The following is a 13421-nucleotide window of genomic DNA, read 5'->3' on the forward strand; positions in this document are numbered from 1 at the left end:
GTCATCACGGAGATGCCGTCATGCCCGGGGATCCGATCCGCCTGGGCGGGGGACGGCTCCGCGGACGCCGAGAGGGCGCCGCCGGCGCGGATCGGCCCCGTCCGGCGGGCGCGGTCGGCCTGCCGGCCGCCGCGCCCGCCGGACTCCGGGACCTCGCCGCGCCGTACTCCGGCGCCGGGGCCCTCGCGTCGGTGACCGCCGGGCACGCGGTGGCCGGCCGTCAGCGGATCGGGCGGTGCACGTTCTCCCGGCTGCTGGCGCCCGGAGCCGTGTCCGCGATCCACGGGCCGTCCCCGGACGGGTCGACGATCCCGTCCTCAAGCCATTCGTAGGTACCGGTCAGGACTCCCTTGACCACCTTGCGGTCGAGGTCGTCCGTGTTGCTCCACAGCCGGCCGAACAACTCTTCGACGCGGATCCGGGACTGCCGGCAGAAGGCGTCGGCGAGCTGGTACGCCTCCCGCCCGTGCTGCCCGGACCTGCGCAGATGCTCGGCGCGCACACAGGCCGCGCTCATCGCGAACAGTTCGGCGCCGATGTCCACGATCCGGCCCAGGAAGCCCTGCTTGGTCTCCATGCGTCCCTGCCAGCGGGACATCGCGTAGAAGGTGGAGCGGGCGAGCTTGCGGGCGCTGCGTTCGACGTAGCGCAGATGCGGGGAGAGGTCGACCTCCTGCCGGAACTCCCCGTACGCGCCCGGGACCTGCCCCTGTCCGGCGACCAGTTTGGGCAGCCACCTGGCGTAGAAGACGCCGGCGTTCGCGCCCGCCTTCGCCTTGTCGGCCAGGGACTTGTCGGGGTCGATCAGGTCTCCCGCCACCGACAGATGGGCGTCCACGGCCTCGCGGGCGATCAGCAGGTGCATGATTTCCGTGGAGCCCTCGAAGATGCGGTTGATGCGCAGGTCCCGCAGCAGTTGTTCGGCGGGCACCGCCCGCTCGCCCCGGGCCTTGAGGGACTCGGCGGTCTCGAAGCCGCGGCCACCGCGGATCTGGACCAGTTCGTCGGCCATCAGCCAGGCCATCTCCGAACCGTAGAGCTTGGCGAGAGCGGCCTCGATGCGGATGTCGTTGCGGTCCTCGTCGGCCATCTGCGAGGAGAGGTCCACGACCGCCTCGATGGCGAAGGTCGTCGCCGCGATGAAGGAGATCTTCGAACCGACCGCCTCGTGCAGTGCGACCGGCTTGCCCCACTGCTCGCGGGCTCCCGCCCACTCTCGGGCGATCTTCAGACACCACTTGCCCGCGCCCACGCACATCGCGGGCAGTGAGAGCCGGCCGGTGTTCAGCGTGGTCAGCGCGATCTTCAGACCCGCACCCTCGGGGCCGATGCGGTTGGCCGCCGGGACACGGACCCGGTGGAAGCGGGTGACACCGTTCTCGAGGCCTCGCAGACCCATGAAGGCGTTGCGGTTCTCGACCGTGATGCCCTCCGACGCGGCCTCGACTACGAACGCCGTGATGCCGCCGCCGTGACCGTCGGACTTGGGGACGCGTGCCATGACGACGAGCAGGTCGGCCACCACGCCGTTGGTGGTCCACAGTTTCACGCCGTCGATCACGTAGTCGTCCCCGTCCGGGACGGCCGTGGTGGCGAGGCGGGCGGGGTCGGAGCCCACGTCCGGCTCGGTGAGGAGGAACGCGGAGATGTCGGTGCGGGCGCAGCGGGGCAGGAACGTGTCCTTCTGCTCCTGCGTGCCGAAGATTTTCAGGGGCTGCGGTACGCCGATCGACTGATGCGCGGACAGCAGCGCGCCGACCGCGGGATTCGCGGAGCCGGCCAGAGAGAGCGCCTTGTTGTAGTACACCTGGGTGAGGCCGAGGCCGCCGTACTTGGTGTCGATCTTCATGCCGAAGGCGCCGAGTTCCTTCAGCCCGTTGATCGTCTCGTCCGGGATCCGGGCCTCGCGCTCGATGCGCGCGGAGTCGATCTGCGTCTCGCAGAAGTCGCGCAGCTTGGCGAGGAACTCCTCGCCGCGCTGTACGTGCTCGTCGGCGGGCAGCGGATGGGGGTGGATGAGGTCGAGCCGGAAACGGCCGAGAAACAGCTCCTTGGCGAAGCTGGGCTTGCGCCAGTCCTGCTCGCGCGCGGCCTCGGCGACCTGACGCGCCTCACGCTCGGTGACAGTGGGCTTGGGAGTGGGGGCTGTTGGTGCGGACATGAGGCTCACCTCGCCGCGAATAGGGATCATTGTGGACATACGCCGATCAAGCTGCCGTACAGCGGCCAAGAGTGCCGTACGGCGACCCTGCGGGCGTACGTTACTGATCGGTGCTACTGGATCGTTCGTACCCGATTCGGGGCGAGGTCACCAGTCTTCGTGCAACCGCCTACCCGGGATCGCGCGTCAACCGATCTCCGTCGACCGCACCTTGATGTCAAGTCGGCCCCTCCGCCACGACGGCCTCCGCTTCGGCCCTGACCCTGGCGTGGCCGGCCGCCCGCGGGCCGGGGTCCAGGCAGTGCTTTCCGAGCATCTCGACGGCAACCTGCCGACGGCCGCCAAGAAGCCGCTCGCATACGTCCGTTCGGTGGTCACCGGGCGCCCGGGCGACGCTCGCCGCCTCCGGAAGTTCCTAGTCGAAGCGCTTCGACAACCTATGGACACCACCCCCCTGTGGAGCTACTGTCAGGCAACCCCCACATCTCCGTTCCGTATCTGCGCCGCGTCGAAGCGCTTCAGTCCCCTTGGAGAGCTGGATGGTCACTCTCGCCGAGGTCGCCCAGCACGCCGGAGTGTCGGCGAGCACGGTGAGCTACGTCCTCAGCGGCAAGCGGTCCATCTCCGCGGCCACCCGGGAGCGGGTCGAGCAGAGCATCCGGGATCTCGGTTACCACCCGAACGCCGGGGCCCGCGCCCTCGCGAGCAGCAGATCGAACATCATCGCGCTGATGGTCCCGCTGCGTACGGACATGTACGTGCCGGTGATGATGGAGATCGCCATCGCCGTGGCGACCACCGCGCGCACGCACGGCTACGACGTCCTGCTGCTCACCGGCGAGGAGGGACCCGACGCGGTGCGCAGGGTCACCGGCAGCGGCCTGGCCGAGGCGATGATCCTGATGGACGTGGAGCTCGACGACGAGCGGCTGCCGCTCCTGCGGGGGACGGACCAGCCGTCGGTGCTCATCGGGCTGCCCACCAGCACCTCGGGGTTGACCTGTGTCGACCTGGACTTCGCGGCCACGGGCGCGCTGTGCGCCGAGCACCTGGCGATGCTGGGACACCGCGACATCGCCGTCATCGGCGAGGCACCGGCCGTCTACGAGCGGCACACGGGCTTCGCGGAGCGCACGCTCGACGGGCTGAGGTCCCGCTCCCGCGAGCTGGGGCTGCGGATGCTGCATCGCCCCTGCGAGGGCGGGTACGACGCGATGGCCCTGACACTCGCCCGGATCTTCGACGAACGGCCCGCCACCACGGGGTTCGTGGTGCAGAACGAGTCCGCGGTCGAGCCCCTGCTCGCACTGCTGCGTCAGCAGGGCCGGGCCGTGCCAGAGGACGTCTCCGTGCTCGCCGTCTGCCCGGACCAGGTCGCCGTGCAGGCGTCGGTCCGGCTGACGTCGGTCGCCATCCCCGCCCAGGAGATGGGCAGACGAGCCGTCGAACTGCTCGTGGCGAAGCTGGACGGCCGCGGGACGGAGGAAGTGGTGCTGCTCGCCCCCGAGTTGACGGTCAGGGCGAGCACGGGCCCCGCGCCGGCCGCACCCTGACGGCTCTCCTCCGGGGCCGCATCCGCACGGAGCAGCGACCGCCGGGGCCGGTCAGCCGTCGCCGTGTGCGGCCCGGGAGCCGTTGCGCAGGACGCGTGCCTGGCCTGCCAGGGCGAGGAGTCGACCGGTGGTGGACCACAGGGCGCTGTCCTCGACAGTCCAGCCGCCGCCGGCGTACTCGGTGCGGATCCGGACCAGGACCCGGTCCTCGACCGGTGCGGCGTCCAGGGCGTCGGTGAAGTGAACGGTCAGTTCCGCGTCGGCACGGGACGGGGGACGGTCCACACGGCGAACAGACCGGGCGGCAGCGCATCCGCGAGGACGACCAGTGTGCCCGCGTCCAGCGGCCTGCGGTCGGTGAAGCGCAGCCAGGCGAGGAGTTCGGCGAGCGGGCCCCCGCCGAGCGGCCGGGCCCCGCTCGCCGGTCGGATCTCCAGATGGGCCGCGAAGGCCGCCAGGTCGCACGGGACGGTGAGCGGTGGGCACGCCTCGGGGGCCGGCGCGGGCGGCGCCGGCGGATCGGCGAGGGCCGGACCTGCGCCTCCCCACTCGAACACCGCCGAGCCTGCCGGCACCGGGGCGCCGCCCTGTCTCGCGGTGAGGGTGCACATCGATGTACGACGGCCCTCGCGCAGGGTTCGGGCCGTGAAGCGGAGCGGGCGTTCGTCCACAGGGGCCAGGAAGTGCGCACCCAGGGTGCGGACGGGAGCCGCCTCGCCGGCCCGTCGGACCAGGTCCTCGCGCATGGCGCCGAGGGCGAGGGCGGCCACGTACCCGCCTTGGGCGCCGTCCCAGGACCGCCAGGAGGGGGCGATGCGGGCCGTTCCGGGGCCGGGGTTCATGGTGTTCGCCGTGTCCGGGACTCCACCAGGCGTGCTGTCCCCCTCACAGGGTGAGTTTGCATTCCAAACCCACCGTAGGTCGCGTACCCGAACATTCCAACCGCTGTCGCCCCGACGCCGAACCGTACGGCGGTGCGCCGTCGGCGCCACCGGTCACCCGGACGGGACACACGCCACCGCCGGTGCACGCCACCCCGCGGGGCGCTCCAACGCCCGCAAGCGCTCGGTGACCTGTGCGGCGGCGCCCCTCACCGCGACCACGAGCTGGGATTCGCGCCGGGTGAAGCGGCGCAGGGGGGCGCTGATGCTGAGCGAGGCGACGACCTCCCCATGGGGACCTCGTACGCCCGTCGCGACGCACCCGACGTCCTGGACCGTCTCGCCGTGGTCGAAGGACAGTCCGGTGCGTCGGATGTCCCCCAACCTCCGTACCAGAGCGTCGATGTCGACCGGCAGGCGCGTGATCGGTCCGCGCAGGGGCCGCGCACGCAACTGCCGTTCCGTCGCCACGGACGGCCGGTCGGCGAGCAGCAGCCTGCCGGACGCGAAGCCGTGCGCCTCGTAGCGGGCCCCCACGCGCGGCCCCAGCACCGACAGGGGATCGTCACCCACGACCTTGTCGATGAACAGCACACAACCACGCAGGAAGACGCCCAGACAGACGGTCTCCCCGAGTCGGCGGACGAAATCCTCCATGACGGGGTGCGCCGCGGGAATCAGGGCCGAGGACGAGCGGTGCACCTCTCCGAGCTCGAATGCGCGCCACCCCAATTCGTACCGGCCGCGACGCCGTGCCTGCAAAAGCCCGATCTCCGTGAGTCCGGTCAGAAGTGAGTGAGCGGTGGACCGCGGAATACCCAGTGACACAGCCACTTCGCTCACACCCCACACCGGCGCGGCGACGGTGAAGAGATCCAGCAATTGACCGGCTTTCGTGAGCGTCGACATCACCGCACTCCTTCATGTCAGGCAGCGATGGCCGGCCGCCGCGCCGCATCGCCGGTCGGCGAAACGGTGCGCAGCTTTCTTCCTCCGAGCATCTCACGCACCCGTCGAGCAGTCTGAATGCCGCAGGACGGCGCTCCTGGGCCCGGATTCCGCATATCCGGATCCGCCCGGTGATCTCGCGCGAGTGGTTCGGAAATACGGACTCAGGTCCACACGAGCGGACCGCCCGGCCGAGAGTTCATTCATCGCCTCCGGAAACGGACCGACGCCATGGCCTCTCCCCTCCCCGTCGCCGTGGATCGGTCCGCCCCGGGCGAACGAATTCCCCCACCGGCCCCTGCCCCCGGACAGCGGCCCGGCACACGGCGTGGCCGGGCACGAAAGGTGAACACGATGGAGCGTTTGACGGTTTCCACCCGTCGCACGGACGACTGCCCGGTCGTCGAGGTCACGGGTGAACTGGACATCGCGACCGCAGACCTGCTGGACGGCCACCTCCATGACGTCATCACGCGTCACGGCCCCGCCAGGATCGTCCTGGACCTGTCCGGACTCACCTTCTGTGACGCCAGTGGTCTGCGGGTGCTGGTCCGCGCCCACCACGCCGCCCGCCGGTGCCACGGCCGGCTGCATCTGGTGTGCCCGTACGGGTTGACCAGGGATCTGCTGCGGATCACCCGGCTGTCCGAGACGATCCCCGCCCACCGGACCCTCTCGGACGCGCTCGAGCCGGCGGGCGCGGACCGACCCCATGGAAGAGGTCCGGCCGGGGCCCGGTATCGCGCACGACGGGACCGGCACTTCTTGAGCACTTGCCCTCCTTACGGTCGTGCCGTACGGGCCGCCAGGCACCGTACGGATGGTGTCCGGTCCGGCATCAGCCACGTACAGCGAAAGACAGACACAATGAGTAGCCCATCCGTCACCGTCCGCGGGAATTCTCGGCACGCGGTCGTCATTGGCGGGAGCATCGCAGGACTCCTTGCCGCACGTGCCCTCCACGACAGGTTCGACAAGGTCACGGTCGTCGACCGCGACACCCTGCCCGACACGGCGGCGCCGCGACGGGGTGTGCCGCAGAGCCGGCAACTGCACGGCCTTCTGGCGAGCGGCACGGCGGCGTTGGAGGAGCTCCTTCCGGGCATCACGCAGGAACTGGCCGACGGGGGCGCGCCGCGTGGCGATCTGCAGAAGGACGCTCTCTGGTATCTCGACGGGCATCTCATGCGTCAGGCCGAGTCCGGAATCATCGGTATAGCGCCGACCCGTCCGTTGCTCGAGCACGTTGTCCGCCGACGCGTCGCGACGTCTCTTCCCGGCGTCACCGTCATGGACGCCTGTGAGGTGACAGGTCTTGTCACGGACCGGCGGGGCGATCGGGTGTCCGGTGTCCGCCTCCATCAACCCGGCGTGAACGCACAGGAGTACGAGATGCCCGCCGATCTCGTCGTCGACGCGTCCGGGCGTGGATCGCGGGCCGGTGTATGGCTGTCGCAGCTCGGCTTCCCCACGGTGCCGCAATCCACGATCCGCGTGGACATGGTCTATGTGCACCGGCACTACCGCAGTGAACCGGGCCTGTTGGACGGAAAGCTGGCGGTGAGTTTCACCGCCTCCCCCGGTCAGCCCCGGTCGGCGAACGTCCTGCGACAGGAAGGCGGGCGCTTCTCCCTCGCGCTGACAGGCATGTTGGGCGAGGAACCGCCGACGGACCCCGACGGGATGCTCGCTTTCGCCGAGTCCCTCGGCGCTCCCCAGATCGTCGAGATCATGAAGACCGCCGAGCCGTTGAGCGAGCCGGCGAAGATGCGCTATCCCCAGAGCGTCCGCCGGCACTACGAGAAGGTGGACCGGCACCCGGAGGGGCTGGTCATCCTCGGTGACGCACTGTGCAGTTTCAATCCCGTCTACGGTCAGGGGATGAGCGTGGCCGCTATGGAGGCCGTCCTGCTCAGCAGTTTGCTGCGTGAAGGGGTCGAGAACCTGCCTCGGCGTTTCCACCGGTCGGCCGCGAAGCTCCTCGACACGCCTTGGGCGCTTTCGGCGGGTGGCGACCTGCGCTTTCCCGAAGTGGAAGGCAAGCGGACGCCCATTGACAAACTCATGAACCGGTACCTCGACCGCTATCGACGAGCCGCCACCGTCGATGCCGGACTCGGCCGGACTCTGCTCGGTGTGATCAACCTGCTCGAGCCCCCCACGCGCCTGCTTTCACCGTCGCTCGTTCTACGAACTCTGCGTACGAAGCCTGCCTCCGCCTAGAGATCGACGCCGCTGGACGTACACGAACGGGGCGGCGCACACCGACGGACTGTCGGGGTACGCCGCCCTCGGGTGGGACGGGCGCGGAGGTGACCCGCGTCGGCACGGCGGTTACTTCGGGTCGTCGTTGAACTTCGAGGTCGACCAGAAGTAGCCGAGCACCGCGAGACCCAGGCACCAGGCGACGGCGAGCCATCCGTTGTTGCCGATGCCGCTGCCGAGCAGCAGGCCACGCAGGGTCTCGATGGCGGGCGTGAACGGCTGGTACTCGGCGATCGGCTGGAACCAGCCCGGCATCGCGTCGATGGGGACGAACGCGCTGGACAGCAACGGCAGCAGGATCAGCGGCATCGCGTTGTTGCCCGCGGCCTCGGCGTTCGGGCTGACCAGGCCCATGCCGACCGCGATCCAGGTGAGCGCCATGGCGAAGAGCACAAGGAGTCCGAACGCCGCGAGCCACTCCAGAACGGTGGCGTCGGTGGAGCGGAAGCCGATCGCCACGGCGAGTGCACCGACGAGAACCACGCTGATGATCGACTGGAGCACGCTGCCGATCATGTGTCCGACGATCACGGAACCGCGGTGGATCGCCATCGTACGGAAGCGGGCGATGATGCCCTCGGTCATGTCGTTGGAGACGGAGACCGCGGTCCCGACCACGGTGCTGCCGACGGTCATCAGCAGCAGGCCCGGGACGATGTAGGCGATGTACTCGGTGCGGTCGGGACCGCCGCCGCCGATCCCGGCACTCATGGTGTCGCCGAAGATGTAGACGAAGAGCAGCAGCAGCATGACCGGCGTGAGCAGCAGGTTCAGGGTGAGCGAGGGGTAGCGACGGGCATGCAGCAGGTTGCGCCGCAGCATCGTGGAGCAGTCGCGTACGGCGAGGGAGAGGGAACTCATCGGACGGACTCCTTGGGCTGGTCGGGGACGCCGGCGCCGCCGGTCAGGGCGAAGAAGACGTCGTCGAGGTCGGGGGTGTGCACGGTCAGTTCGTCGGCCTCGATGCCGGCCGAGTCCAGCCGGTCGAGGATGGAACGCAGTTCACGCTGGCTGCCGTCGCTCGGGAGTTGCAGCGTGAGTGCCTCGTCGTCCCGGGAGGCCCCGCTCAGTGCGGTGGCGGCGCTCCGGTAGGAGGCCGGGTCGGTGAAGCGGAGCCGGACGTGTCCGCCGGGGACGAGCCGCTTCAGCTCCTCGGCGGTGCCCTCGGCGGCGATCCTGCCGTCGTTGAGCACGGCGATGCGGTCGGCCAACTCGTCGGCCTCCTCCAGGTACTGGGTGGTGAGGAAGACGGTGACGCCGTCGGAGACGAGCTCGCGGACGATCCGCCACATGTTGTGGCGCGAGCGCGGGTCGAGGCCGGTGGTCGGCTCGTCGAGGAAGATGATCCGCGGGTTGCCGACCAGGGTCATGGCGATGTCGAGGCGGCGCTTCATGCCGCCGGAGTAGGTGGAAGCGGGTTTCCCGGCGGCCTCGATGAGGTCGAAGCGCTCCAGCAGCCGTGCGGTGACCTGCCGCCCCTCGCGCTTGGACAGATGGTGCAGGTCCGCCATGAGGAGCATGTTCTCCTCACCGGTGATCAGGCTGTCGACGGCGGAGAACTGTCCGGTGACACCGATCGCGGCGCGCAGGGCCTGCGCTTCGGTGGCCAGGTCGTGGCCGCCGACGCGGATCGGGCCACTGGCGGGGTCGGGGGAGATGAGGGTGGACAGGATCTTGACGGCGGTGGTCTTGCCCGCGCCGTTCGGGCCGAGCAAGCAGAAGATCGTTCCTTCCGGGACTGCCAGGTCGATGCCGTCGAGGACGGTCTTGTCGCCGTAGGACTTGCGCAGCCCGTCGGCAGCGATGGCCAGTTCGGTCATGGTGGGTGCTCCTTCAGAGGCTGCGGGCGGTGATGTCGCCGTAGGCGGTGGTCGCGTGGACGGTCAGCTCGGCGGTGCCCTCGGTGTTCTTGAGTGCGTTGTGGATCCGGCCGTGGCCGGTGCCGGCGTCCAGGGAGGCGGAGACTCCTTGAGCGGCACCGATCGACACCTCGCCGTGCTCGGTGCGCAGTGCGACCGTGCCGCGCACGGCCTCGGTGATGTGGATGTCGCCCTTTTGCGTGCTGATCTCCGCGGCGCCGCCCAGACGGCCGACCGTGACGTCTCCGGCGAGGACGGTGAGACGGACACTGGCGGCCTCGTCGACCTCGACCGCGCCTTGCGCGCCCTCGAAGACGACGTCGCCGAGCCGTCCGACGCCCCGGAACCCGGCGCCGGCCGTCTTCGCCTCGACATGGGAACCGGCGGGCAGTTGGACGGTCACCTCGATGGATCCGGTGTTGCCGAGCATGCGGTTCTTCGCCGTCGAGGCCTCGATCCGCAGAACGCCGTCGGCGAATTCGACCGTGGTCTGCTCCGCCGCCTTCACATCGCGGCCCTTCGAGGCATCCACGGGCAGGACCTCGACCACGGTGTCGGCCCGGTCGGCGGCGATGAGCCGGATGCGTCCCGCAGGGATGTCGAGGACGGCCGAGACCGGGGCGGGGGTGTCGAACCTCTGCATCGTGCGCTCCTTCTTCTGCGTCGCGCGCCCCTTCGAGCGCCCTTTCTGACGATGGAAACGCTACGTTGCATTCGAAAGTCCGGCAACAAGCTTGTTGCGCGAAATCCCCATCACTGCAGGTAGATTGGTAAGAATCGTTGCACTGGAAGGAAATCTAATGCAACGCGCTCCACTGCGTCCGTTGCAATGAATGGAGGTGAACGCTATGCCGCAGACCTGCGGGCCGGGTCAGCGCGCCCACCCCCGGCAGGAGCCCACGACGAGAACATCGGCCGCGCCGTGGAGCAGGACCGCGAAGTCCTCCGTACGAACCCGAAACGGTCACTGGAGACGGTGCGATGCGCGAGCCGTTCAGCGCCTCATCGCCGTAGCTCGCGATCGAGTCGGCCGACCTGACCTTGCTGATCGCGGCAAACCCTTTGCGTGAACGCCTTCGTGAGCTGCAGATGCTCGCCCTCTACCGCTCCGGTCGGCAGGCGGATGCCCTCAGTGCCTACGAGCAGGTACGCAGGCATCTCGCTCGGGAACTGGGTATCGATCCCGGCCGCGAGTTGCAGCAGCTTCACCGACGCATCCTCACACGTGTTCCATGTCTGTAGCGTCGGCTGAACCGTCCTCCGGGACGGCGAACGCACGCTGGTGGCGTTGCTACTGCCGAACCGAGCGGCCGCGTTGGAGGATCGTCCTGGGCGTCCGGCACCCGAGGCCGCCCGATCACCAGGCGCGCACGGACTCGACGGCTCTGATCGACGCGTCCCCGACCGCACCGCGTGGGAGACTCAACCATGATTATCGAACGCGCGTACGTTAGCGGCGTCTCGCCCGGCGAGGGGGAGTGGCCCTGGTTCCTGCCTTGCGTGCGCGGGCTCGTGGCGGACGGCTTGCGCTTCACCGCGCCCGTGACCTATCTGGTCGGCGAGAACGGGTCGGGCAAGTCGACGCTGGTCGAGGCTCTCGCCGAGGGCTTCGGCCTGGACTCCTGGGGTGGTTCGCACGACTGGCGCCATGCCAGTCACCGTCCCAGGTCGGTGCTCGGTGAGCGGATCCGCTTCGACGCGGCACCGCGCGGACGGCGAATGCTGGGCAGTTGGTCCGCCCGCAAGGGCTTCTTCCTGCGCGCCGAGACGGCGTTGAACGCGCTGGACCGGGAAGGGTTCGCACCGGAGTCGGTCAGCCATGGGGAGGGCTTCCTCGCGGCGTTCCGGGGGAAGTTCCTGCATCCCGGTCTGTATGTGATGGACGAGCCGGAGGCCGCGCTTTCGTTCTCCTCCTGCCTGGAACTGCTCGGCCACGTCGACCAGTTGGTGCGAAGCGGCGGCCAAGTCGTCTGCGCCACGCACTCACCGCTGCTGACCGCGCTGCCGGGTGCGGACATCATCGAGGTCGGCGACCACGGCATGCGCCGGGTGGCCTGGGGCGAGCTCGCCCTGGTCGACCACTGGCGCCGCTACCTCGCCGACCCCCGGTCCTATCTGCGGCACATCCTGGACTGACACAGCGGCCGCACTCGGCGGACGGCCGAAGGCGCGGCGGACCGTGGCGCCTCTTGCGTTCCCGGCCAAGGCACCGACGGCCGAAGCCCCCGCACAGCGGGCTTCGGCCGTCGGTGGGACCGAGGTCTCAGAGGGCGAGGCCTGTGAGGACCAGGACGCGCTCGTAGGTGTAGTCGTCCATCGCGAACTTCACGCCCTCGCGTCCCACACCGGACTGCTTGACGCCGCCGTACGGCATCTGGTCCGCACGGTAGGAAGGCACGTCGCCGATGACGACACCGCCCACCTCCAGTGCACGGTGCGCCCGGAAGGCGGTCTGGAGGTCGTGGGTGAACACGCCCGCCTGAAGGCCGTACTTGGAGTCGTTGACCGCAGCGAAGGCCTCGGCCTCGCCGTCCACCCTCCGTACGGTGAGAACCGGCCCGAACACCTCCTCGCAGGAGATGGTCACATCGGCCGGCACATCGGTCAGGACCGTCGGCGCGTAGGAGGCACCGTCACGCTTGCCGCCGGCCAGCAGGGTGGCGCCGGCGGCGACGGCCTCGTCGACCCAGGTCTCCACACGCTTCGCCGCGTCCTCGCTCACCAGCGGGCCGACGTCCGTCGCATCGTCCGAGGGGTCGCCGGTGACCTGCGCCTCGACCGCGGCGACGATGCGCGGCAGCAGTCGCTCGTAGATCGCCGCGTCGGCGATCACACGCTGCACGGAGATGCAGGACTGGCCACCCTGGTAGTTGGAGAACGTGGCGATGCGGCTCGCGGCCCAGTCCAGGTCCGCGTCGCTCGCGTAGTCACCGAGGACGACGGCCGCGCCGTTGCCGCCGAGTTCCAGGGTGAGGTGCTTGCGGGGCACCGAGTCCATGATCGCGTAGCCGACCCGGTCGGAGCCCGTGAAGGAGATGACGGGCAGACGCTCGTCCTGGACCAGGGCGGGCATGCGGTCGTTGCCGACCGGCAGGATCGACCAGGACCCGGCCGGCAGGTCGGTCTCGGCGAGCAGGTCACCGATGATCAGGCCGGACAGCGGAGTGGCGGGCGCCGGCTTGAGGATGATCGGGGCGCCCGCGGCGATGGCGGGGGCGATCTTGTGGGCGCACAGGTTCAGCGGGAAGTTGAACGGTGCTATCCCGAGGACGACACCCTTCGGGAAGCGCCGGGTCAGCGCCAGCCGGCCCTGGCCGCCGGCGTCGGTGTCCAGCCGCTGGGCCTCGCCGCCGTTGAAGCGACGGGCCTCCTCGGCCGCGAACCGGAACACCGAGACGGCACGGCCCACCTCACCGCGGGCCCACTTGACGGGCTTGCCGTTCTCGGCGGAGATCAGCTGCGCGATCTCCTCGGTGCGCTCGGCGAGGCGCTTGGAGACATGATCGAGGGCGGCGGCGCGGACGTGGGCCGGCGTGGCGGCGAACTCGTCCCGTACGGCGTACGCGGCGGCCACCGCCTCCTCGACCTGGGCCTCGGTCGGAACGCTGACCTTGCCGACGAGCCGGCCGTCCCACGGCGAGGTGACGTCGAAGGTGGTCTCACCGGTGGCCCGGCGGCCGGCGAGCCAGAAGGCGTGGGTGGAGGTCATGATCGGGTCCCGGCCCTTCCGAGGTTGGTGTGCGTGGAGTTCGTG

11 protein-coding genes and 1 pseudogene are annotated in these 13421 nt (G+C 69.8%); 4 read left to right on the forward strand and 8 right to left on the reverse strand.

Going from position 1 to position 13421, the window contains the following annotated elements; all coding sequences use genetic code 11:
• Window positions 1-220: 220 nt before the first annotated feature.
• The gene (locus RCR19_RS10675; RefSeq protein ID WP_331264926.1) at window positions 221-2161 is read right to left on the reverse strand and encodes an acyl-CoA dehydrogenase family protein; all 1941 of its coding nucleotides are present in this window, start codon (window positions 2159-2161) and stop codon (window positions 221-223) included.
• 539 nt (window positions 2162-2700) lie between these two features.
• Between RCR19_RS10675 and RCR19_RS10680 the strand changes: the two genes are divergently transcribed.
• Window positions 2701-3714, forward strand: coding sequence for a LacI family DNA-binding transcriptional regulator (locus RCR19_RS10680; RefSeq protein ID WP_331264927.1), 1014 nt, complete (start codon window positions 2701-2703; stop codon window positions 3712-3714).
• A gap of 51 nt (window positions 3715-3765) precedes the next feature.
• Here the strand turns inward: RCR19_RS10680 and RCR19_RS10685 are convergent, their stop codons facing one another.
• The 3 genes from RCR19_RS10685 to RCR19_RS10695 form a co-directional block, all read right to left on the reverse strand.
• Window positions 3766-3999, reverse strand: a complete 234-nt coding sequence (locus RCR19_RS10685) for a hypothetical protein (RefSeq protein WP_331264928.1) — start codon at window positions 3997-3999, stop codon at window positions 3766-3768.
• Entirely contained in the window at window positions 3963-4556 is a 594-nt protein-coding gene (locus RCR19_RS10690) for an acyl-CoA thioesterase domain-containing protein (RefSeq protein ID WP_331264929.1), read from the reverse strand. Before RCR19_RS10690 ends, RCR19_RS10685 begins: the two co-directional genes overlap by 37 nt.
• Window positions 4557-4709: 153 nt before the next feature.
• Window positions 4710-5504, reverse strand: coding sequence for an IclR family transcriptional regulator (locus RCR19_RS10695; RefSeq protein ID WP_331264930.1), 795 nt, complete (start codon window positions 5502-5504; stop codon window positions 4710-4712).
• A gap of 393 nt (window positions 5505-5897) precedes the next feature.
• Here RCR19_RS10695 and RCR19_RS10700 point away from each other — a divergent pair, with 393 nt between their 5' ends.
• Window positions 5898-7766, forward strand: coding sequence for an anti-sigma factor antagonist (locus RCR19_RS10700; RefSeq protein ID WP_331264931.1), 1869 nt, complete (start codon window positions 5898-5900; stop codon window positions 7764-7766).
• Window positions 7767-7877: 111 nt separating this feature from the next.
• Here RCR19_RS10700 and RCR19_RS10705 read toward each other — a convergent pair whose 3' ends face one another.
• From RCR19_RS10705 to RCR19_RS10715, 3 genes are read right to left on the reverse strand one after another with little or no spacing between them, the layout of a single operon-like run.
• The gene (locus RCR19_RS10705; RefSeq protein WP_331264932.1) at window positions 7878-8669 is read right to left on the reverse strand and encodes an ABC transporter permease; all 792 of its coding nucleotides are present in this window, start codon (window positions 8667-8669) and stop codon (window positions 7878-7880) included.
• Window positions 8666-9628 (reverse strand): ATP-binding cassette domain-containing protein, encoded by a 963-nt coding sequence (locus RCR19_RS10710; protein ID WP_331264933.1) that lies wholly within the window; start codon window positions 9626-9628, stop codon window positions 8666-8668. The genes RCR19_RS10705 and RCR19_RS10710 overlap by 4 nt, the downstream gene beginning before the upstream one ends.
• A gap of 13 nt (window positions 9629-9641) precedes the next feature.
• Complete coding sequence (locus RCR19_RS10715; RefSeq protein WP_331264934.1) at window positions 9642-10310, reverse strand: DUF4097 family beta strand repeat-containing protein; 669 nt, start codon at window positions 10308-10310, stop codon at window positions 9642-9644.
• Window positions 10311-10696: 386 nt separating this feature from the next.
• Between RCR19_RS10715 and RCR19_RS10720 the strand changes: the two are divergent.
• Window positions 10697-10888: pseudogene (locus tag RCR19_RS10720) on the forward strand (BTAD domain-containing putative transcriptional regulator); the annotation flags it as partial.
• A 207-nt stretch (window positions 10889-11095) separates the two neighbouring features.
• Window positions 11096-11803, forward strand: coding sequence for an ABC transporter (locus tag RCR19_RS10725; RefSeq protein ID WP_331264935.1), 708 nt, complete (start codon window positions 11096-11098; stop codon window positions 11801-11803).
• A gap of 127 nt (window positions 11804-11930) precedes the next feature.
• On the opposite strand, the gene RCR19_RS10730 is transcribed toward RCR19_RS10725, so the two are convergent.
• On the reverse strand, window positions 11931-13376 hold the full coding sequence (locus RCR19_RS10730; protein ID WP_331264936.1) for an aldehyde dehydrogenase family protein: 1446 nt from the start codon (window positions 13374-13376) through the stop codon (window positions 11931-11933).
• Window positions 13377-13421: the final 45 nt, after the last annotated feature.

The organism is Streptomyces sp. WAC07094 (genome assembly GCF_036320405.1).
Classification (GTDB): domain Bacteria; phylum Actinomycetota; class Actinomycetes; order Streptomycetales; family Streptomycetaceae; genus Streptomyces; species Streptomyces lannensis.